Annotated in this window: 12 protein-coding genes; all 12 read left to right on the top strand. The window is 37.1% G+C overall.

Annotation, left to right across the window (positions count from 1 at the left end; translation table 11 throughout):
- The first annotated feature begins 9 nt into the window (after positions 1-9).
- The 12 genes from K6V30_RS08840 to K6V30_RS08895 all read left to right on the top strand — a co-directional run bounded on the left by K6V30_RS08840 (position 10) and on the right by K6V30_RS08895 (position 22,860).
- Positions 10-2,061, top strand: coding sequence for a RagB/SusD family nutrient uptake outer membrane protein (locus tag K6V30_RS08840; RefSeq protein WP_055268586.1), 2,052 nt, complete (start codon positions 10-12; stop codon positions 2,059-2,061).
- Between the two features lie 19 nt (positions 2,062-2,080).
- Positions 2,081-3,109: a BT_3044 domain-containing protein gene (locus tag K6V30_RS08845; protein ID WP_010536673.1), complete on the top strand. Its 1,029-nt coding sequence runs from the start codon at positions 2,081-2,083 to the stop codon at positions 3,107-3,109.
- A 26-nt stretch (positions 3,110-3,135) separates the two neighbouring features.
- Complete coding sequence (locus K6V30_RS08850) at positions 3,136-4,464, top strand: DUF5005 domain-containing protein (RefSeq protein ID WP_010536674.1); 1,329 nt, start codon at positions 3,136-3,138, stop codon at positions 4,462-4,464.
- A gap of 217 nt (positions 4,465-4,681) precedes the next feature.
- Entirely contained in the window at positions 4,682-6,538 is a 1,857-nt protein-coding gene (locus K6V30_RS08855; protein ID WP_055268587.1) for a RagB/SusD family nutrient uptake outer membrane protein, read from the top strand.
- A gap of 29 nt (positions 6,539-6,567) precedes the next feature.
- A complete protein-coding gene (locus tag K6V30_RS08860; RefSeq protein WP_010536676.1) occupies positions 6,568-7,020 on the top strand; it encodes a DUF5004 domain-containing protein in 453 nt (150 codons plus the stop codon).
- 17 nt (positions 7,021-7,037) lie between these two features.
- Entirely contained in the window at positions 7,038-8,090 is a 1,053-nt protein-coding gene (locus K6V30_RS08865) for a DUF4961 domain-containing protein (RefSeq protein WP_010536677.1), read from the top strand.
- A gap of 23 nt (positions 8,091-8,113) precedes the next feature.
- Complete coding sequence (locus tag K6V30_RS08870) at positions 8,114-11,248, top strand: SusC/RagA family TonB-linked outer membrane protein (RefSeq protein WP_055268588.1); 3,135 nt, start codon at positions 8,114-8,116, stop codon at positions 11,246-11,248.
- 6 nt (positions 11,249-11,254) lie between these two features.
- Positions 11,255-13,051: a RagB/SusD family nutrient uptake outer membrane protein gene (locus K6V30_RS08875; RefSeq protein WP_022301539.1), complete on the top strand. Its 1,797-nt coding sequence runs from the start codon at positions 11,255-11,257 to the stop codon at positions 13,049-13,051.
- A gap of 4 nt (positions 13,052-13,055) precedes the next feature.
- Positions 13,056-16,136 carry a SusC/RagA family TonB-linked outer membrane protein gene (locus K6V30_RS08880; RefSeq protein ID WP_055268589.1) on the top strand — a complete coding sequence of 1,027 codons (3,081 nt, stop codon included), beginning with the start codon at positions 13,056-13,058 and terminating at the stop codon, positions 16,134-16,136.
- Between the two features lie 153 nt (positions 16,137-16,289).
- The gene (locus tag K6V30_RS08885; RefSeq protein WP_055268590.1) at positions 16,290-18,278 is read left to right on the top strand and encodes a sialate O-acetylesterase; all 1,989 of its coding nucleotides are present in this window, start codon (positions 16,290-16,292) and stop codon (positions 18,276-18,278) included.
- A gap of 37 nt (positions 18,279-18,315) precedes the next feature.
- Positions 18,316-20,589: a GH92 family glycosyl hydrolase gene (locus tag K6V30_RS08890; RefSeq protein ID WP_055268591.1), complete on the top strand. Its 2,274-nt coding sequence runs from the start codon at positions 18,316-18,318 to the stop codon at positions 20,587-20,589.
- Positions 20,590-20,706: 117 nt separating this feature from the next.
- A complete protein-coding gene (locus K6V30_RS08895) occupies positions 20,707-22,860 on the top strand; it encodes a GH92 family glycosyl hydrolase (RefSeq protein ID WP_055268592.1) in 2,154 nt (717 codons plus the stop codon).
- The last annotated feature ends 25 nt before the right edge of the window (positions 22,861-22,885 follow it).

Consider the following 22,885-nt stretch of genomic DNA (forward strand, 5'->3'; position numbering starts at 1 on the left):
AATTAGTCCATGAAAAAATATTTTATATTATCGGTTCTGTTATTGGTATCCGGCTTTTTTGCTTCTTGTAATTATTTGAATATAGATGATTATTTTGAGGATACCTTTCAAGAAGATTCTATTTATGCAAATAAGCGTAATATTGAACGTTATTTTAATGGAGCTGCCGCTCTGCTTCCTGTTGTCGATAAAAATTGGGAATATGGGAACACTCCTGGAGTTACAGGTTCAGACGAGGCTGTGAGCTGTGGTGATTGGAATGGCATGGTTGTTATACAATTCTCTGGAACGAAGTTAATGAATAATGAGATTACTTCTAGTTCAATGGGCGGTTGGACATGGGATTTCAATATTTGGCCTAAATGTTATAAGGTGATTCGTAAGGTGAATACTATATTGCCACATATTGATGGTGTTCGTGATATGAATAGTTTTGAAAGAATGGAATTTCGTGCAAAATGCCGTTTCTTAAGAGCTTATGCATATTATTTGATTTTGCAACAGAATGGTCCAATGATTTTGCTGGGTGATGAAGTTGTGAGTAATAATGAGGAAGCGGAATATTATGCAAGAACACGCAATACGTACGATGAATGTGTGGATTATATTTGTTCTGAATTTGATGAGGCTGCTAAAAATTTACCTGATGTTACCACTTCGATGGATCAATATATTCCTACAGAAGGAGCTGCCTTAGCTTTAGCTGCTCGTGTGAGATTACAAGCTGCTAGCCCATTGTATAATGGTGGAGAGGCTGCCCGTAGATTCTTTGGTGATTTCACGCGTTGTACAGATGGAGAATATTATGTTTCTCAAACATATGATGAACGTAAATGGGCACTTGCTGCTGCAGCAGCGAAAAAAGTAATTGATTTAGGACGATATCAATTATATACAGTTTCTGCTTCCACTGATGTTGAACATCCTGAATCTGGAAATTATGGTACATATGTAGTCACACTTCCCCAAGGAGTTCCTACTGCTGAATTTCCAAATGGCGTAGGGATGGGAGATAAAAAAGTTGTAGACCCTTATAGATCCTATGCCGAAATGTTCAATGGAGAGCTTTCTATTAATCAAAATCCTGAGTTCATTTGGTGCAGTTCTACAGCTCAAGTGGGTAGCCATATGGGTTATGTATTCCCATTGAATTTTGGAGGTTCTTCTTGTTTGTGTGTGCCTCAGCATATAGTAGACCAATTTTATATGGCAGATGGGCGTGATATCAAAAATTCCAGTAGTACATATCCATATATAGCCCGTCCTTATGATAAGACTTGTGTGACGACAGAAGATAAAGTTTTATCTGAAGGTTATAAAATCAGCCAGGGAACATACTTGGCATATACTAACCGTGAACCACGTTTCTATGTGAATATTGGCTATTCACATGCTTGGTGGCCGATGGGATCTACTACTGAAAGTGCAAAGAAAAATGTTAATATTGATTATTGGAATGGAGCTAATTCAGGTAAAAATCATTCTAATAATAATGTTTATAATATAACTGGATATACTTCTCGAAAATATATAAATCCACAAGATGCCATGAGTGGTAGTGGTGCACGTCAAAAAGATAAGCCATTTCCGATTATTCGATATGCAGAAATATTGCTTGCTTATGCAGAAGCCTTGAATAATTTAACTCAAGCGCATGAGATTGATGGTCAAACTTATATTCGTGATACAGAAGCTATCAAATATTATTTTAATCAGATTCGTTATCGTGCAGGTATTCCAGGATTGACAACAGATGATTTAGCTACAGCAGATGCTTTTAACAAAGTCATTCAACGTGAGCGTTTGATTGAGTTATTCTGGGAAGGACAACGTTATTATGATATTAGGCGCTGGGGAATTGTTGAAGATTTAGAAAGGGAACCTTTAATGGGATTGAATGTAGAACAAGCTGAATGGGAGGGATTTTACCAACCTACCGTGATTCAGTATAAATCAATAACTGAACGTGATTTCAAACCTAAGATGGTATGGTTGCCTTTGCATCTAGATGAGATTAGAAAAGTTTCTGTTCTTGATCAAAACCCGGGTTGGGATAAATAATTTTTTAAATGAATAAATTATGAAATATAGGAAAATTATCAATAAATTGATACTTATGGTAGGTGTGACAACTACTGGTGTTCTAACGTCTTGTGAGCAAGAATTTTATCAGGATGAACAGTATCGTAAGGAAATTTATATTGTTAGCGGAGAAGATAATATCTTCAAGCAAGAATTTTCTTTTGGCGGGGAAGGGATAGGATACCTTTCTGTTTATGCAAGTGGTACGACTCCAATTGAAAAAGAAGTAACAGTAGAACTAGAAAGGAATGAAACTGTATTATCAGACTATAATCAGAAGAGATATGGGGATAATTATAAAAACTATGTCTTAGAATTACCGAAAGACCACTATAAGGTAGATGATTGGGCTATAAAATTATATCCAAATGTAAATTCATCTTATTCTTTATTCCCAATTCAAGTGGATATTGATGGTTTGGAACCTGAAGATAATTACTTTCTTCCTTTAAGAATAGCTTCTGTTTCTGATTACATGATTTCTTCTGAAAGAAGGAACGTATTGATGCAGATACTTATGAAAAATGCTTATGCAACGACCAAGGAAAAAAGCTATTATACAATGAATGGAACAAGTTTGCGAGTGGTTAAGGATACTTGGGAGCCTTTGGACAAAAAGAATGATGCCCCTGATTATAAACCAATAAATGCTACTAAATTGGTTGCTCCAGTTACGGAACATGGTATTCGTATTTTAACAGGATCTACCCTTACATCGGATAGAAAGGAGCTTCGTAAACAAGGGATCGTTGTTACAGTTCATCCTGAGGAAATGATTGATGTTGCTATTATTGGGAGTAATGGGTTGCCAACTGGAGAATATATAAAATGCCAAAAAGTGACATTAGATAAATGGTATGATGTAAATGGTGGAATTACTGTGTTAAATATTGAAGATACTCCATCATACTATAATCCTGATAAGAAAGAGTTTACGTTGAATTATCGTTATAATTATAATTCGAATGATTGGTATGAAATGAAAGAGGTAATGTCTCCAGTGGCTATTGCTAACGAAAATAATTGAGTGGCTGATAATAATTGATAAATCTTATGAAAACAAGAAATATATATAGTGCTCTATGTACAACTTTCGTTGCAGGACTGGTATTAGTTGCATGCAACGATTATGATGCAGCGCAAACTGCATATGAAGAAATAGTGGATAGTGATGTAACGATTACTCCTCCAAATATGGATTCGGCATGGGAATTGCAGCTAATTCCTAATGTGGGTCAGCATAGTGGTGAGGTTTTTGTTTATAAAGACAAAAAGTATGATAAGCTATTTACCCGTACATTGGGATGGAATGGTGGAATTGGTGTGCAATCTACATTATTGTCTGATGGAAATGTTTTTTGGGCTTTTAATGATAGCTATTATGGAGTTGTAGATGCTGAAACAAGAGCAAGGGGGAATTGTAATTTCCCACATAATAGTATTATGGTCCAAACGACTGTTAGTGGTAGTCTCGGAGAAACGGATGATGACCTAAGATGGTTGGTTGATTATGTGCAGACTAATGATCCAGATGGAGAAGGCTATTATCAAGCGTATGCACACATAGCTCCAGATGAGACTATTATGGGAGAAACAGATGAAGAGTATTTTTATCAAATAGGTGGCGCTACGGTATTTGATAATAATGGGGTTGAAGAACTTCAAATGTTATGGGGGAAATATAATGAGGAGAAAATGACTCGAACTGGTACTTGTCTAGCTGTTTATAGTTTGGAAGGACAGCCCGGTAATAGTACTTATCTTAAAATAATTAGTAAAAATGAAGAATTTAATATAGATGATGTTGGCTATGGTTCTACTATGTGGAAAGATGAAGATGGGCATATTTATCTTTACGTAACAGAGAATAATCGACCATTAGTAGCTCGTACCACTACTCATGACTTGGCTTCAGAGTGGGAGTATTACATACGTGATTTAAATGGTAACTTTATATGGCAAAAGATGTATCCGACGAAAGAGGAGAGGACTCGCTCTACTATAATGGAAAATAATTATGTATGTAGTATGCCACAGATCTTTAGAAAAGGAGATTACTATTATATGGTAGGACAGGCCAAATCTTATGGTCATTCTGTTTATCTATATCGTAGTGAAACACCTTATGGACCTTTTACTAATCAAAAGATTTTATTTAATGTACCTTATTCTGTAGATAAGATAGGTAATCAGTATTATAAAGATTTACTAAGAGTAAATCTGCATTTAGAACTTGCACGAGAAGGTGAATTAGTATTTTCTACTAATACTGATGCTGATACTGTTGGAGATAATTTTGATTTTCCGGGTAGTGCTGACTTTTGCCGCCCTTATTTCTATCGTGTTTTCAATTGGGAAAGTATATATGATGAAGATGAGTGATAGCTACTGACGGACTCATCTTGGTAAATTGATTTAGAAAGTCGTTTCTTCATAAAAGGGAGAAATGGCTTTCTTTTTTAATATGTTCTGAGCTTTCCTGCATACAAGTAAATTTATTAATAAAAAACATGTAATTGTTTTAGTGGTATATCGTTTTTAAATCGTTATTATATAAATAACAACAAAGTAGTACACATATTAAAAAGAACTAATAATAATGAATATTACCGTTTTTAGAGTTTATCAACTAAATTTATTAACCGCTATTTCTATGTATATGAAAAGCTTATTTTATTTATTCCTATCTATTGTAGGTGTGTGGCTTTTTTCGTCTTGCTCAGATGATTTTCTGGGTGAGACAGAAACCACGGACTTAGATCAGGCAACCGTATTCGCTGATAGTACTTATACGGCAGATTTCTTAAACCAGATTTATGTGGATATTGGTTTTGATATCCAACATAATCGGTATAAAGATCAGTATAATGATCATGGAGGATTGCAGACTAGTTGTGATGAAGCTGCGTATAAAGCTAGTACCGGGCTTACGACAGATGTAATGTTCGCTACTGGAACAGTCAATCCTGTTACTATTTCTGAGGACGATGTTTGGAGAATTGCATATCGAAATATTCGTCGAGTAAATGTGTTTTTTAAATATGCAGATGGATCCCGAATGGCTGAAGCGGCAAAGGAAGAGTATAAAGCAGAAGCACGCTTTTTGCGTGCTTGGTATTATGCAATGCTATTAAGACATTATGGTGGTGTGGTTTTAATTGGTGATGATGTTTATGAAACTGTAGAAGAAGCAATCAAGGAGCGTAACTCTTATGCGGATTGCGTTGAGTATATTGTGGATGAAGCTAATAAAGCTGCAGAAACATTGCCAGTTGAAAGAAGTGGAAACAAATTTGGACGTGTAACCCGAGGAGCTTGTAAAGCCTTAATTTCACGTGTACGTTTGTACGCTGCTAGCAAATTATTCAACGGTAGTGATTTTGCGCCTACTGATTTTCCGAAAGAATTGTTAGGGTATACTACTTATGATAAGGAGCGTTGGAAGATAGCTGTAGATGCTGCCCTTGATGTGATAAAGATGAAGCAGTATGATTTGTACATCCGTAATGAAGATGAGAATAATGAGGCTTATCCGGGATGGGGATATTATGCACAGTTGTTACCTGCTGATTATTATGGAAAAGTGGGAACGGAGGTTTATTGCGGTACAATCTTTGAAAAGAAAGCAGGAGCTAGTATAGATACAAACCGATGGTTTGCTCCTCCTAGTACAGGAGGAAATGGTATTGGAGGGTATGTTTATCATGATTTGGCTGAACTTTTCCCAATGGCAGATGGCACACCGACTAAGGATAGTCCAGATTATGACCCTACGAATCCTGCTAACAAACGTGACCCTCGTTTCATGTTCACTGTTACTTATGATGGATGCATAATGAAGAGTAATATGCAGGATACTGAAATTAATATATCTGTGGGAACACAACAGGACGCTATCTATCGAGGGACTCCGACAGGGTATTATACACATAAATTCTTGAAATTTGGTTCAATGGCAAATCAAATGCTTTATGGAGGTTCGCAAGCACGACCATTGATGCGTTATACTGAAATTTTGCTGAATTATGCAGAAGCTGCTAATGAATATTATGGACCTGATCATAAAGATGTACTAGGAGATCAAGAAATTAGCCCGTATATTGTATTGAGAAAGATACGTGAGTGTGCTGGCATAGAGCCTGGCGAGGATGGAACATATGGAATTGAAAATAATATGAGTCAGGCTGATATGACAGAAGCTATCCGGTTGGAACGTCGGTTGGATTTAGCGTTTGAAGGACATCGTTTCTTTGATGTACGTCGTTGGATGATTGCTGAAGATACAGATAATAGGATGATGCATGGTTTTGAAATCACAAGAAATGGTGAGCAGAAGACAGGAAGAATCATTGATACTCGTCAGCATACCTTCCGTAAAGCGATGTATTTTTATCCAATACCTTATAAAGAGACTGTGAAATCACCGGATTTGTTGCAGAATCCTTATTATGAATAGGAATGATTGTTATATTAAAAATAAGAAATATGAGATTTAAAATACAAACTACGGTTTTACTTTTCGTCTTATTAGGTATTGTGAGTGCTTGCAATACATTTAAAGATGAAATAACTCCTGATTCTTATATGGAAGTACCAAAGCAGTTAGATGGGAAGTGGCAATTAAAAACTGTTATACGCAATGGAACGGATATATCTGAAGTGATGGACTTTAGTCAGTTTCGTCTGATTATGAATAAAGATAATACATATAATATTGAAAACTATCTCCCTTTTTTAGTAAAGAAAAATGGTACATGGAGAATTGATAATTTGACATATCCTTTTTTCTTAACTTTTCAGGAGGAAGGTGCTGAAAGAGAAGCAATAACTGAAATCACTTACCCGATTGTACAAGGGAAACGCCATATAACCCTTACAATTAGTCCGGGATGCTCGAGCAACTCTTATGTTTATTCTTTTGAAAAAATAGAAGAATGATTTAAAAAGAAAAGCTTATGAAATATTATTTTAAAAAACATAGAATAAAAATCTCTTTTTTGTTGGTACTTTCCTTAATAGTCTTTGGATGTTCCTTTTTGATTAAGGAGGTAAATGTTAGACAAGAGAACGAGGCTGGAGAGATGGTTGCCTATATTAAGGCTGGTGAAATTGCAACTTTTACGTTTAGTGGAGAAATAAACATCGATGGTGATGCAAGCAATGAAACGTTTATTGTTGGATTCTTGGCTCCAAGAAGTTGGAATGTACGTCAGAATGCAACTGTGACATACAGAGAAGATAGGTATGAAACGGAAGTGGATCACAAAATGACAGTAATTCCGGATACTGAACAGCCTGCAAATTATAAAGGTATGAGTTGGTCAGCGGCATTGAAAAAAAAATATGGTGTACGAGGCAATGTCTTGAACGATATGGAATGGATTGCATTTAAATCAGATAACTATTCTAGTGTAAATGGAACAATACATTATACAGTAACAATTAAGTGTAATTCAGGAAAAAGTAACTTAAAATTCCGACCAAGTTTTTTTATCAATCACTCTAGTGATGGGATTGGAGGAGACGAGGCTCATTATTCTGTTAAGGATGCTGATGATTGCTTTGAAGTGGTAGAAGGATCAGGTACTGTGATTGATTTTTGTTCTACGCACTATTATCAAATTGAACCTTTGTCTGCTTTACAAGATGATTATGTAACATTCACTTTTCAAGGGGATATTAATACCAATGAATTGATAAAAGCTGAGAATGTGTATATAGAAGCTACTGCTTATACGATAGAAGGAAAGATATATACAGTCAATGAAAAGAGTGCGAAAACACTGATGAAAAGAGAAACGAAATTGCCAAGATATAATGTAACTCTTTGGCCTGGTGGATTTTTTAACATTCCGGACGGTGAAACAATTTCTCGTATAGAGTATATTTTCACAAATGAAGATGGAACAGTATCTATTTCCCAGTCAGATGACAGTAGAGATAATGAAGGAGAAGAGGTAGAAGAAGGAATAAAAGAGCCTTTCGTATTTGAGTTTCAATGTGAATAGAGTTTAACCTTAAAAAAGATTATATGCGTAATATTTTGAATAAAAGAAATAGTCGGTACTGTTTCACATGGTTTGTAATGTGGCTACTATTTGGCTTGGGACATTTGAATGCGGTGGCTCAAGAAGCAGGAGGAACGGCTAATATTACAGGTAAGGTAATCGATCAATATGGCAATCCTGTCTCGGGTGTTGTAATCACGATGAAGAATACTGATTTTAAGACTGTGACAGGTGATGATGGAGCTTTTGAATTTCAGTATAAGAAGGGCGATATGCTTCGTTTTTCTCATCCAGGTTTTTTACATAAGGAGATTAAGGTGAACAAGCTAAGAAATCTGGAACGTATTTTTAAAGTAACGTTGACAGAAGAGTTCGTGAAATTTCCAGATGTAATAAATGGACCTTATGATACGAAAGATAAAGCAAGCTATTTAGGTTCAGCTGCTACGGTTTATACAGATCAGGTTAGTTCATTGATGGGAACTACTATTCTTCCTTCATTACAAGGGCGTTTACTAGGATTAGATATTGTACGTACTCGTGGTGCACGTAAGAGTCAAATTGAATCCAGTTCTTCTGGAACCATCTTTAACTTTAATAGCCCTACATTGGGTAAAGAGGCATATAGTGATAATACGGAATTTAATGTTCTATCACGCCACAATGCACCGGTGGTGGTAGTGGATGGTGTGCAAAGAGAATTGTATTCTATCGATCCTGATGCTATTGAATCGGTATCAATTCAGAAGGATGCTTTGTCATCTATGTTTTTGGGGATGCGCAGTTCTCGTGGTGCATTAGTAATTACTACTAAAGATCCTATCAAACAGGGATTTCAGTTATCGTTTACTGGACGGTTTGGTGTGCAGAGTTCTGTGAAAAAACTAAATCCGCTGTCTACTTCTCAATATGCTTATTTATTGAATGAGGCGTTGCTGAATGATGGTAAAAATCCCTTTTATTCTTATGATGACTTTATTAAGTTTCGTGATCATTCCAGCCCGTATACACATCCAAGTGTGAATTGGTGTGATGAACTGATGAACAAAAATTCGACTACTCAGTCTTATAATTTGAATGCTACAGGTGGTAACAAGTACGCACAATATTTTATTAGTGTAGGCTATGTAGGTGAAAATGGATTATTTAAAAATCCAGGTGGAGATGCTCACGATACAAATATGACATTTGATCGTTATATGATTTCTTCTAAAGTGAACATCAATATAACTGATGATTTGATTGCAAAAGTTACTTTGATGGGACGTATAGAAGAAGGTACCCAACCAGGAGGGACTGGAAATGGGTATGATGATATTCTCAGTTCAATTTATTCTACTCCAAGTAATGCATATCCTGTGACAAATCCGGATGGATCATGGGGAGGTAGTCAGTCGTTCAATAATAATTTGCTATCGCAGACTATTAACTCTGGTTATATAACAGATGGGGCTCGGGATGTATTGGGAGCTATTAATTTGCGCTATGATTTTGGCAAGTTAGTTAAAGGCTTGTCTGTTCGTATGGTAGGTAGTGTAACTTCTCAGAATCGTTCGACTACGAAACGAACAAAAACTTCTGAAGTTTTTGATTATACTATTGATAAGGATGGCAATGACGTTTATACTCGGTATGGAGAAAAGAAAACGCAATCAAATTCATTTAGTTCTGTGTCTACCTATCGGCAGATGTATGGTCAACTTGCTGTTGATTATGAACGTCAATTTGGTAAGCACAAATTTAAGGCCAGTGTTCTAGGAGATACGCGAAATACTCTTACTAACTGGGATCTTCCTGAATATCCATCAAATATTATAGGTGATGTCTCTTATGATTATGCGGGGCGATATTTTGCACAGGTAGCATTAAGTGAAAGTTATTACAATCGTTATGCTCCAGGCAGAAGGTGGGGAACCTTTTATGCTTTCGGTTTAGGATGGGATATCAGCAAAGAGAATTTTATGGAAAACTGTGAGTGGCTGAATCAACTAAAGATACGCGGTGTGTATGGTAAAACAGGTAATGGTATGAACAATGCTGGGTACTATACGTATTATCAGACTTATTCCTCAGGAGGTGATGATTATCGGTTGGGGACTAATTTAGGACAAAGTTCAGGAAGTTTTACAGAAAAAGATAAACTGGCGAATTTATATCAAACGTGGGAAAAAGGTAATAAACTGAATATTGGTGTAGATATAGCTTTGTTTAACAATAAATTACAGGTAACTGCTGATTATTTTAATGATAAATATTATGACTTGTTGCAGGCTCGTGGAAAAAGTATCGAACTAATTGGCCAGAATTATCCAGATGAAAATATTGCTAAAGAACGTTGGTATGGAGGTGAATTCTCAATTACCTATCAAGATCACGTTGGCGATTTTAATTATTATGCATCTGCTAACTGGAGTTGTGAGCAAAGTAAAGTGTTATATAAAGACGAACAAAAAGTGCCTTATGAATATCTGCGTACTACAGGTAAGCCCAAAGGGGCAATCTTCGGTTTGGTGGCAGAAGGTTTTTTCACTTCTCAAGACGAAATTACAAAGAGTCCTGTAATTGAAGGATTTAACAATATTCAGCCTGGTGATATCAAGTACAAAGATCAGAATAACGATGGAGTTATCAATGACTTTGATAAGGTAATGATTGGTGGCGATAAACCACTCTCTTATTTTGGTATTGATTTAGGTTTCGAATGGCGTGGATTAGAATTCTCAATGTTTTGGCAAGGAGTGTACAATAAAGATGTTTTAATGAGTGATTGGAATTTATTGGAAGGTTTTCAAACTCAAGGACAAGTTTATGGACAGGCATATGAAAACATGTTAGATCGATGGACTCCAGAAACTGCTGCTACAGCAACTTTCCCGAGGTTGAGTGCTGGTGGTAATAAGTATAATCAAGGTAATGGCTGGGGGTCTTCTTTTTGGTTACGTTCCGGTAATTATATTCGGTTGAAAAATGTTAGTTTAGGATATAACTTACCTGATTCATTCTGTCGTAATTATTTAGGTGGAGCACGTGTGAAGGTTTTCGTAAGTGGACAAAACTTATTCACAAAAGCTGCTAATGAACTCGTTGACCCCGAAGTTAGCTTCGGTAACTATCCGCTACAACGTTGCATCAGCACAGGTATTAATGTTAAATTCTAATATACTATGATATCTATGATACGAAATAAATATTTGACGCTAATCGGAGCTGGATTGTTGTTTACAGCTGTATCCTGTACCGATGGGTATGAACCAGAGCCAGTTGAACTGGTATCAATTGATTTTGTATTTTCAAAAACCGATTCTCTTGGTACGAATGCGGTAAAGTTTATGAATAATATTTATGCTACGTTGCAAAACGGGCACAATCGTGTAGGAAGTGATTATTTAGATGCTGCGTCTGATGATGCTATATCTATAAATGTTTCTGACCCGGATGTTTATAAGTTGGCAATGGGACGGTATACTGCGAGTACACGTGTTGAATCGGACATGCGATGGAAAGAGTATTATTCAGGAATCCGTAAGGCAAACATTCTAATTAATCATATTGATGTTGTCCCTTTTATGCTGACTTATAAGAACGCAAAGGGAGAAACAAAACCATTGAATGTTACAATGAAAGCAGAAGCGCGTTTCTTGAGAGCTTATTTCTATTTCGAATTAGTGAAACGCTATGGTGGTGTTCCTTTGATGGGGGATGATGTACATATATTGGGTGATGATATGGAGATCCCAAGAAATACTTTTGAGCAATGTGTACAGTATATTTGTGATGAATTAGATGATATTAAAGATGATTTGCGTACCAATCCAATGCCTGATTTTGAACAATATGCACATACTCCTACTCGTGAGGCTTGTCTAGCTTTAAAGTCTCGAGTGCTATTATATGCAGCGAGTCCTTTATTTAATGAACGTCCTATTGAGATTGGTAATGAATTGATAGGCTATGCTTCTTATGATAGAGAGCGTTGGAATGATGCGGCTAAAGCTGCCAAGACATTTATTGATGAGTACGGTCCGAATGGTAATGGGGCATATGGTTTAACACAGTCTACATCTGATGGCGATAATCGGGATTTTCGTGACGTCTTTTTAGGTTTTTATAATAAGACTAATAATCCTGAAGTCATCTTTTATCGTCCGGGGGGTGAAGATAAGTCTATAGAAAGCAATAATGGGCCTTTAGGATTTTCTGGTGACAATTTAGGTAAAGGACGTACGCTTCCAACTCAAAATTTGGTAGACGCTTTCCCTATGAAGGATGGTATGTTTGCTGGACAAGGTAGTAAATATACTCTTAATCAGAGTAATCCATATGAAAACCGTGATCCGCGTTTGGATTATACAATACTGCATCATGGGTCATCTTGGTTGAATAATACGCTTGATATTTCAATCGGAGGAGTTAATAATCCATCTAACTCTGCTGAATATTCTAAGACGGGTTATTATATGTGTAAGTTTATGGGTAAATTCGGTGAAGAGTCTCAATATGGGAATAAGATACATCTTTGGGTTATGTTTCGTTATGCAGAGATGTTGTTGAATTATGCAGAGGCAATGAATGAGTACCTTTCTTCTCCTTCTCAGGATGTGTACGATGCTATCATTGCATTACGGGCACGTGCTGGTATTGAAGCAGGTAATGATGAATCTCCTTATGGGCTTAAGAAAAATATGACACAGGCAGAGATGCGTGAAGTGATTCAAAACGAACGGCGTATTGAAATGGCATTTGAAGAACAACGATATTGGGATATTCGCAGATGGAGAATTGCTGAAGAGATATTTAAGAATCCTTTGGAAGGTTTGGAGATTAGGGTAAAAGGAAATACTACGAGTTTCAATGAAGTGGATGTCCTAAGTACGACGTTTGATGTGAAACGCTATTTATATCCGATCCCATATAATGAGGTAGTTAAGAATGATAACATGATTCAAAATCCGAAGTGGTAATATTATGAAAAGACTATTATTAATATTAGTATGTATAAGCCTTTTTATGTCGGCGTTCGGTCAATCGTTCGTTTTGAAGGGAATTGTCTCTTCAGCCGACGGTGAGTTGTTGCCGGGGGTAAATGTAAAAATACAAGGTACAACAGTGGGTACAATTACCGATATTGACGGTAATTTCCAATTAAATGTAAACAAAGGTGCTGTATTGGAGTTTTCTTATATCGGTTTTAAGAAACAAAGCATTAAAGTAAATAGTCAGCAAATGCTGAATGTAGAATTGGCTCCTGATCAAACAAATTTGGATGAAGTCGTTGTCGTTGGTTATGGTAAGGCTAAGCGTATAACGTTGACAGGTGCAGTTAGTGGAATACAGGCACGTGAGATTCGTAATGTTCCAACTAGTAGTGTACAGAATGCTTTGACAGGAAAGCTGCCGGGTTTTTTTAGTCAGCAACAGTCTGGGCAACCTGGTAAAGATGCTTCCGACTTCTTTATCCGCGGTGTCAGTTCTTTGAATAATGATGGTAACAAACCGTTGATTATGGTGGATGACATGCAGTATACTTATGAACAGTTGTCTCAAATTAATGTCAACGAAATTGAAAGTATATCAATATTGAAGGATGCTTCTACTACGGCCATCTATGGTATCAAAGGTGCTAATGGTGTATTAGTAGTAAAAACACGTCGTGGGGAGCAAGGTAAACCGAAAATTAATGTACGTTTGGAAACAGGTATGCAAACCCCAGTTCGTACGCCTAAATTTCTGAACGCTTACGAATCTTTACAATTAGTAAAGGAAGCACATACGAATGATGGTACTTTGTCTGATTTCCCGTATACTGAAGACGATATGATCGCTTTCAGAGATCATACTGATCCTTATGGGCATCCTGATGTCAATTGGTATGATGAGATTTTTAAGAAAATGGCATTTCAGGAGAACATAAATGTTGATGTCTCAGGTGGTTCTAAGAAATTGAGATATTTTGTTTCTGCGGGATATTTTACTCAGAATGGCTTGGTAAAAGACTTTGGGGGGAATTCTGGTGATGGTGTGAATCCTAATTATTCCTATCGTCGTTTCAACTATCGCACTAATCTTGATTTTGATGTGACTGATAACTTCAATATGCGTTTAGATGTTTCTTCGCGCTTCATGGATATCAATGAACCGTACAATATGAATGTAACAGGTGAGCTTTATGATTTCTCTAAGATGCACCCTTATTCGGCTCCACTTTTGAATCCGGATGGTTCATTTGCTTATTTATATGATACGCAAGATAGAAAACCGACATTGAACGCACGGTTGGCAAATGAAGGATATAAACGTACTAGACGTAATGATAATAATATTTTGTATGGTGCAACATGGAAGATGGACTTCTTAACGCCAGGGCTTGCAGCTGATTTTCAATTGGCATATTCCAGTAGTGATGAAAATTATCGTGCAGTGATGCGTACACGATATCCGACTTATCATTACGATTCTACAACAGGTTTGTATAATATCAATCCGAATGGAGTCTATGATTATGAGCAGTATTTTGTATATAACAGTACAGATAAAGCTATCAAAGATTTGAATATCAAAGCATCTTTGAAATATGCCCATGTTTTCAATAATGCACATGATGTAAATGTTATGTTTTTGTACAATCGTCAGAGTACAACAAATGAAAAGGATGCAGCTGTTCCCAATAATTTCGAAGGTTATACGATGCAGCTAGGCTATAAATATAAAAATAAATATTTGGTAGATTTGAACATGGCATATAATGGGACCGATCGTTTTGGTAAAGATAACAATTTCGGATTCTTTCCAGCATTGGCTATAGGTTATGCTATCTCTCAAGAAGACTTTTTCAAGAATGTAGACTGGTTGGGAAGGAATGTGCAGTTATTGAAGTTTAGAACTTCTTATGGTCTTGTAGGGTCAGATGTAGCAAGCGGCGATCGTTATCTGTATCGGCAGGTATATAAAACAGGTGATTCTTATGCTTTTGGTGAAGGTAACAACTTTGGTGTTAGTGGCATTAAAGAAGGTGATTTAGGAAATTTAAATGTAACGTGGGAGAAAGCGAGAAAGTTTAATGTTGGTGTAGATATGAATTTGTTTGATAAATTCTCCTTGACTTTCGACTGGTTTATAGATAAACGTTATGATCAGCTAGTTACTAGAAATGATATTCCGGACATATTAGGTATCGGCTTGTCTCCTGAAAATGTAGCAGAAACTACCAATAAAGGTTTTGATGGACAGATTGGTTATCAAGACCGTTTTGGTAACTTCAACTTTAATACCAATTTTGTATTTGGTTATGCTAAAAATCGAGTCGATTATAAAGCTGAGGCTCAACAGAAATATGAATGGTTGAGAGAAACGGGTAGACAGATTGGGCAGCCTTTTGGTTATCATTGGATTGGCTATTATACACCGGAAGATATTGAAAAGATTAATTCTGGTGCTGCGGACGCTCCGGCTAAACCTGATATTGCTGTGCAGGCAGGTGACTTAAAGTATGCAGATTTGAATGGTGATGGTACTATCAATGATTTTGATAAACGTGCTATTGGTAAACCGAACTTACCTACTACAACATTGGGATGGACGATTGGAGGAAGTTGGAAAGGGTTTAGTATCAGTGTATTATTCCAAGGATCGTTTGATTATAGTTTTGCTATCAATGGAACAGGGATTGAGTCTGGTAAGAGTCAGTTCCAGCCACTTCACCAAAAGCGTTGGACACAGGAACGTTATGAAAATGGAGAAAGTATTGAGTTCCCACGTTTGACAATGCAAGATGGTACAATAAACAGTGCTTCTGCTTATAATTCGGATTTTTGGCTGATTAATGCATGGTATATTCGTTTGAAGACTGTTGACTTGGGTTATCAACTTCCCAAGACAGCATTACCTAAGTTCTTAGACAATGTCCGTTTTTATGTAAATGCTTATAACTTACTGACTTTTACCGGTTATGATAAATATCAGCAAGACCCTGAAATTAAGACCAATACAGCAGGTGATGCTTATATGAATCAGCGTGTTATAAACTTTGGAGTTCAGTTGGGCTTCTAGTAAATAAGTAGAGCTTAGATAAAAAGAGAATAATGTTTGCTATAAAAACATTATTCTCTTTTTACTTTTTTAAGGAGTAAGTTTAGTGGTTATTGTATATTTGTTCGTCATAAAATAAATTGAAACATTGTATACTATAAAAAAGTAGTTAATATGAATAAGAATCTTGCAATCTCTCTATTCTTTCTATTAGGGAGTGCTACACTCTCTGCACAAGTGAAATTGCTTCCGATATTTTCGGATAATATGGTGTTGCAGCAACAAACGCAAGCCCCTATCTGGGGCGAGTCTAAGCCTAATAAGAAAGTAGAAATTACGACTTCATGGGATCAGAAGAAATATACTATTCAAGCTGATGAACAAGGAAAATGGAGTACGAAAGTTGCTACCCCAGTAGCGGGTGGCCCTTATAATATTACAATTTCTGATGGTAAAAAGGTGAAACTTTCTAATGTAATGATTGGTGAAGTCTGGATATGTTCCGGACAATCCAACATGGAAATGCAGGTAGAAGGTTGGGGCAAGGTGAAGAACTATGAACAGGAGAAAGAAGAGGCAAATAATTATCCTAATATTCGTTTCTTACTGGTAGAAAATGCGATGAGTCCTACACCTGTTGAGAATATTACAGCAAAAGAGAATGGTTGGCAAGTGTGTACATCAAAGAGTGTAGCGGACTTTTCTGCAGCAGGTTACTTCTTTGGACGTGATTTAAATAAATACCGTAATGTGCCAATCGGGTTGATTGATACATCTTGGGGAGGAACAATCATAGAAACATGGACCAGTAACGAGGCGTTAGCCACTATACCGAGTATGAAGAAAAGACTCGAAGCATTGGTCGGTTTGCCTGCATCTCAGGAAGGACGCAAGAAAAAGTTTGAAGAAGATGTTGAGACTTGGAAATCTGAAGTTGAAAGAATTGACAAGGGGTGTGTTAATGGGGAGGCTATATGGGCAGCTCCTGATTTTAACGATGCGGCATGGAAATCTATGAAAGTTCCAGGTTTGATGCAAGAACAAGATTTACCAGGATTTAGTGGGCTTGTTTGGTTTAGGAAAACAATTGATATCCCGGCTGGTTGGGCAGGAAAAGACTTGATCTTGAATTTAGGTGTTATTGATGATAATGATTTTACTTATTTCAATGGTATACAGATAGGACATACAGAAGGATGGATGGCACCTAGAAGCTATAAGATTCCGAAAGAACTTGTGAAGAAGGGAAAAGCGGTGATTGCTGTACGTGTAATGGATACTGGTGGTACTGGTGGTATCAATGGAAGTCCTGAAAGTATTTCACTTCATCTTTCCGATACAGAAGCTATCCAGTTGGCTGGTAATTGGAAATATCAGGTTTCTTTAGATATGAGAGAGGTTGCACCAATGCCTGTTGATATGTCATGGAATCCAAATTCTCCTACTTTCTTATTTAATGCTATGCTTAATCCACTGATTCCCTATGCTATCAAAGGAGCCATCTGGTATCAGGGAGAATCAAATGCGGGAGAGGCTTTTCAGTATCGTGATTTAATGCCGTTGATGATTACTGATTGGAGAAATCGCTGGGGATATGATTTCCCTTTCTATATGGTGCAGTTAGCTAGTTTTACAGCGAAACAAACAGCTCCTGTTGAATCTACTTGGGCGGAATTGAGAGAAGCTCAAACTCGGACTTTACATTTGCAAAATACAGGTATGGCTGTGGCAATTGATATAGGTGAGGAGTTTGATATTCATCCGAAGAACAAGCAAGAAGTGGGTAGACGCTTGGCATTAGCGGCCCGGGCGCAGACTTATGGCGAGAAGATTCCTTATTCCGGTCCGATATATAAATCTTATAAGATTGAAGGAAATAAAATTCGTATCTTCTTTGATCATATTGATGGTGGTCTGAAGACGGCGAATGGCGAAATGCCGAAAGGATTTACCATTGCTGGTGTAGACCATAAATTTCATTGGGCAGATGCTGTGATCGAAGGAAATACAGTTGTTGTTTCCTCACCTGAAGTTACCCTCCCGGTTGCAGTACGTTATGCATGGGCTGATTATCCGATATGCAATATGTATAACGGTGCGGATCTGCCAATGTCTCCTTTCCGTACTGATGATTGGAAAGGTATTACTTATGTCAATAAATAGTAAGTCTTTATTTAATTAATAAATTCAATAATAAACCATGAAGAAACTAGTTTATTTAATTATCTTCTTTTTGTATTCGACTGTGATGAATGCTCAGCTAAAAGATCTGGTACAGTATGTGAATACGTTACAAGGTACCGATTCTAATTTTGGTTTGAGCTACGGTAATACTTATCCTACTACAGGTATGCCTTATGGTATGCATATGTGGTCTGCGCAAACAGGTAAAAATGGGGATGGATTTAAGTATATGTATGCTGTTGATAAGATTCGTGCTTTTAGCCAATCACATCAATGTAGTCCTTGGGTGAGTGATTATGCTGTATATTCTTTCATGCCGATGGTAGGGGAGTTGGTTGTAAATCAAGATGCCCGTGCTACTAAGTTTAGTCACGATAATGAGATAGCTAAACCTCATTATTATAAAGTAACATTCGATAATGGCATTACTACTGAAATGGCTCCGACTACCCGTGGTGTACATTTACGTTTTTCCTATCCTACTACAGGAGATGCTTATTTGGTACTTGACGGATATACGGATATGAGTGAAATCAAAATTGATCCGGCTAAGAGACAAATCTCCGGTTGGGTAAATAATCAACGTTTTGTGAACGATTCAAAATCATTCCGTAACTATTTTGTTGTTCAATTTGATAAATCTTTCGAAGATTACGGCGTATGGGAAAACCAAAAGGATGAAGTGTTTCCACAGAAATTAGATGGATCAGGTAAAGGATATGGTGCATTTATTAAATTTAAAAAAGGCTCGAAGGTTCAGGCTAAAGCAGCTTCCTCATACATAAGTGCAGAGCAGGCTCTGATAACTTTAAATAAAGAACTCGGTAAAGATAAGAATCTGGAAGTAACGAAAGCACGTGGTCAGAAGACTTGGAATGAAGTACTGAATAGAATTGTAGTTGAAGGATGTACGGACGAACAGATGAAGACTTTCTACTCTTGTCTTTTCCGTGCTAACTTATTCTCTCGTAAATTCTACGAACGCAAAGAAAATGGTGAACCGTATTATTATAGCCCATATAATGGTAAGATTTATGATGGTTACATGTATACTGATAATGGATTTTGGGATACATTCCGTTCTCAATTTCCTTTGACAAACATTTTGCATCCAACAATGCAGGGACGTTATATGAATGCTCTTCTGGCAGCACAGGAACAATGCGGTTGGTTACCTTCATGGTCTTCCCCGGGTGAAACAGGAGGAATGTTAGGTAATCATTCTATTTCACTGCTGGCAGATGCATGGGCAAAAGGGATTCGTGATTTTGATCCTGAAAAAGCGCTGGAGGCTTATGCGCATGAGGCAATGAATAAAGGTCCTTGGGGTGGTGCTAACGGACGTGGATTCTGGAAAGAATATTTCCAGTTAGGATATGTCCCTTATCCTGAATCAATGGGTTCTAGTGCACAAACAATGGAATATGCATATGATGATTTCTGCGGATATCAACTTGCTAAAATGGTTGGAAATAAACATTACCAGGAAGTATTTGCCCGTCAGATGTTCAACTATAAAAATGTCTTTGATAAGTCTATCGGATTTATGCGTGGAAAGGGTGTTGATGGTAAATGGCAGGAACCATTCGATCCACTAGAATGGGGTGGACCTTTCTGTGAAGGAAATGCATGGCATTATACATGGTCAGTGTTCCATGATGTACAAGGTTTGATTGATTTGTTTGGAAGTGATGAGAAGTTTACTACTAAAATAGATTCTGTATTTACTATTCCTAATGTAATTAAACCAGGTACTTATGGCGGGATTATTCATGAAATGAAAGAAATGGAGCTAGCTAATATGGGACAATATGCACACGGAAATCAGCCGATTCAACACATGCCTTATTTGTATTGCTATGCAGGTCAGCCGTGGAAAACTCAATATTGGGTACGTCAGATTGTTGAAAGATTATATAACTCAACAGAGAAAGGTTATCCGGGTGATGAAGACCAAGGCGGTATGTCTTCATGGTATATTCTGAGTTCATTGGGTATATATGCTGTTTGTCCGGGTACAGATGAATATGTGATTGGCAGCCCATTATTTAAGAAGGCTACCATAACCATGGAAAATGGCAATAAGTTTGTGATTGAAGCACCGGAAAATAGTAAAGAAAATTTGTATATACAATCAGCTACTTTGAATGGCAGACTTTTAGATAAAAACTATATCCATTATGATGATATAGCAGAAGGAGGAGTCTTAAAATTTGAAATGGGAAGCCAACCTAATAAAGAAAGATGTACTTCGAAGTATGCTGCTCCTTTCTCTTTGTCTAAAGAATAAAGAATCAAAGAATAAAGTTCAATAATACGATAGATTTTATTCGAATAACGAAATAGGATACTATTAGTGGTATTCCTGTTTCTTATTCGAAATAGACTCTACTAAAGAACATCCGGAATGAAATATAAATTCTTATTTAGTTTATTGTTCTCTCTTATTTTAGGAGGAATGGTTGCAACACAAGCTGTGGCTGATGATTATGCTTGCCAAGTCAATACATTGATTGGAACAAAAGGTACCGGACTGACTTCCGGATATCTCTATCCGGGAGCAACTTATCCTTACGGAATGGTGCAATTTACTCCATCTTATTTCTCTAAAAGGTCGGGGTTTGTCATCAATCAGTTGAGTGGTGGTGGTTGTGAGCATATGGGAAATTTTCCTACTTTTCCAGTGAAAGGAAAACTGAAAATGTCTCCAGATAATATCCTTAACTATCGTATAAATATATCTGAAGAAAAAGGACATGCCGGTTATTATGAGGCTATGGTGCAAGAGGATATCAAAGCAAAACTGACAGTGACCGAGCGAACGGGGATGGCTAGCTATGAATATCCGGCAGATCAACAATATGGTACAATAATCATCGGTGGAGGTATTTCTGCAACTCCTATTGAACAGGCTGCTATTGTTATTACTGCCCCGAATAAGTGTGAAGGTTATGCAGAAGGAGGAAATTTCTGTGGACTTCGTACTCCGTATAAAGTCTATTTTGTTGCAGAGTTTGATACCGATGCTTTAGAAACCGGTACATGGAAAAGAGAAGAATTGATGCCAAATACAACTTTTGCGGAAGGAGAGTATTCTGGTGTATACTTTACTTTCGATGTAAACAAAAAGAAGAATATTCAATATAAGATTGGAGTTTCTTATGTTTCAGTAGAGAATGCACGTGAAAATTTGAAAGCCGAAAATACAGAATGGGATTTCCAAAAGATACAGAATCAAGCGGAGGCAAAATGGAATCATTATTTGGGTATGATTGAAGTGGAGGGTACCAATCCCGATCGTACGACCCAATTCTATACACATTTATATCGTTCATTTATTCACCCGAATGTTTGTAGCGATGTAAATGGGGAATATATGGGAGCGGATTTCAGAGTGCATAAGTCACGTTCTAAACATTATACTTCTTTTAGTAATTGGGATACATATCGTACACAGATTCAATTATTATCCATGCTTGATCCGGAGGTAGCTTCCGATATTGTTATTTCCCATCAATTATTTGCAGAACAGTCCGGTGGTTCTTTTCCTCGTTGGGTGATGGCTAATATTGAAACAGGGGTAATGCAGGGAGATCCGACTCCTATTCTGATTGCTAATGCTTATGCTTTCGGAGCTCGTAACTATGATCCGAAACCTATCTTCAAGATTATGAGAAAAGGGGCGGAGGAACCGGGTTCTAAGTCGCAAGATGTGGAGACTCGCCCGGGATTGAAGCAATATTTGGATAAGGGTTATTATAATGCATCTATTCAATTGGAGTATACCTCAGCAGATTTTGCTATCGGACAGTTTGCATTGCATGCAGTGGGAGATGAATTTGCCAGTTGGCGTTATTTCCATTTTGCCCGTTCATGGAAGAATTTGTATAATCCGGACACAGGTTGGCTACAATCACGTAATCCGGACGGATCATGGAAATCTCTTGGTGAAGACTTCCGTGAATCTACTTATAAGAATTATTTTTGGATGGTGCCTTATGATATTGTCGGTTTGGTAGAAATAATAGGTGGTAAGGAAAAAGCCGAGAAACGGTTGGATGAATTCTTTACGCGCCTGGATGCCGGATATAACGATGCATGGTTTGCTTCCGGCAATGAGCCGAGTTTCCACATACCTTGGATATATAATTGGATTGGTCGTCCATACAAAACACAAGAAATCATTAATCGTGTGTTGAATGAGCAATATTCAAGTAAGATAGACGGTCTTCCGGGAAATGACGATCTGGGTACAATGGGGGCTTGGTATGTGTTTGCTTGTATCGGGCTTTATCCGGAGATTCCGGGCGTGGGGGGATTTACGATAAATACTCCAATCTTTTCATCTGTTAAGGTGCATTTGAAAAAAGGTGATATTGTGATAAAGGGAGGTTCAGAAAAGGACATCTATATCAAATCCATGAAGCTAAACGGAAAATCACATGAAAGTACATGGATAGACTGGGATCAACTCAACAGCGGAGCTACTATCGAATACAGTACTTCGGGTAAACCGGATATGAAGTGGGGAGCAAAGGTTGTTCCACCATCTTTTCCTTAATTAATGAACTATTATAAAGAACAAT

The organism is Bacteroides faecis (assembly GCF_020091505.1).
GTDB classification, from domain to species: Bacteria; Bacteroidota; Bacteroidia; order Bacteroidales; family Bacteroidaceae; genus Bacteroides; species Bacteroides faecis.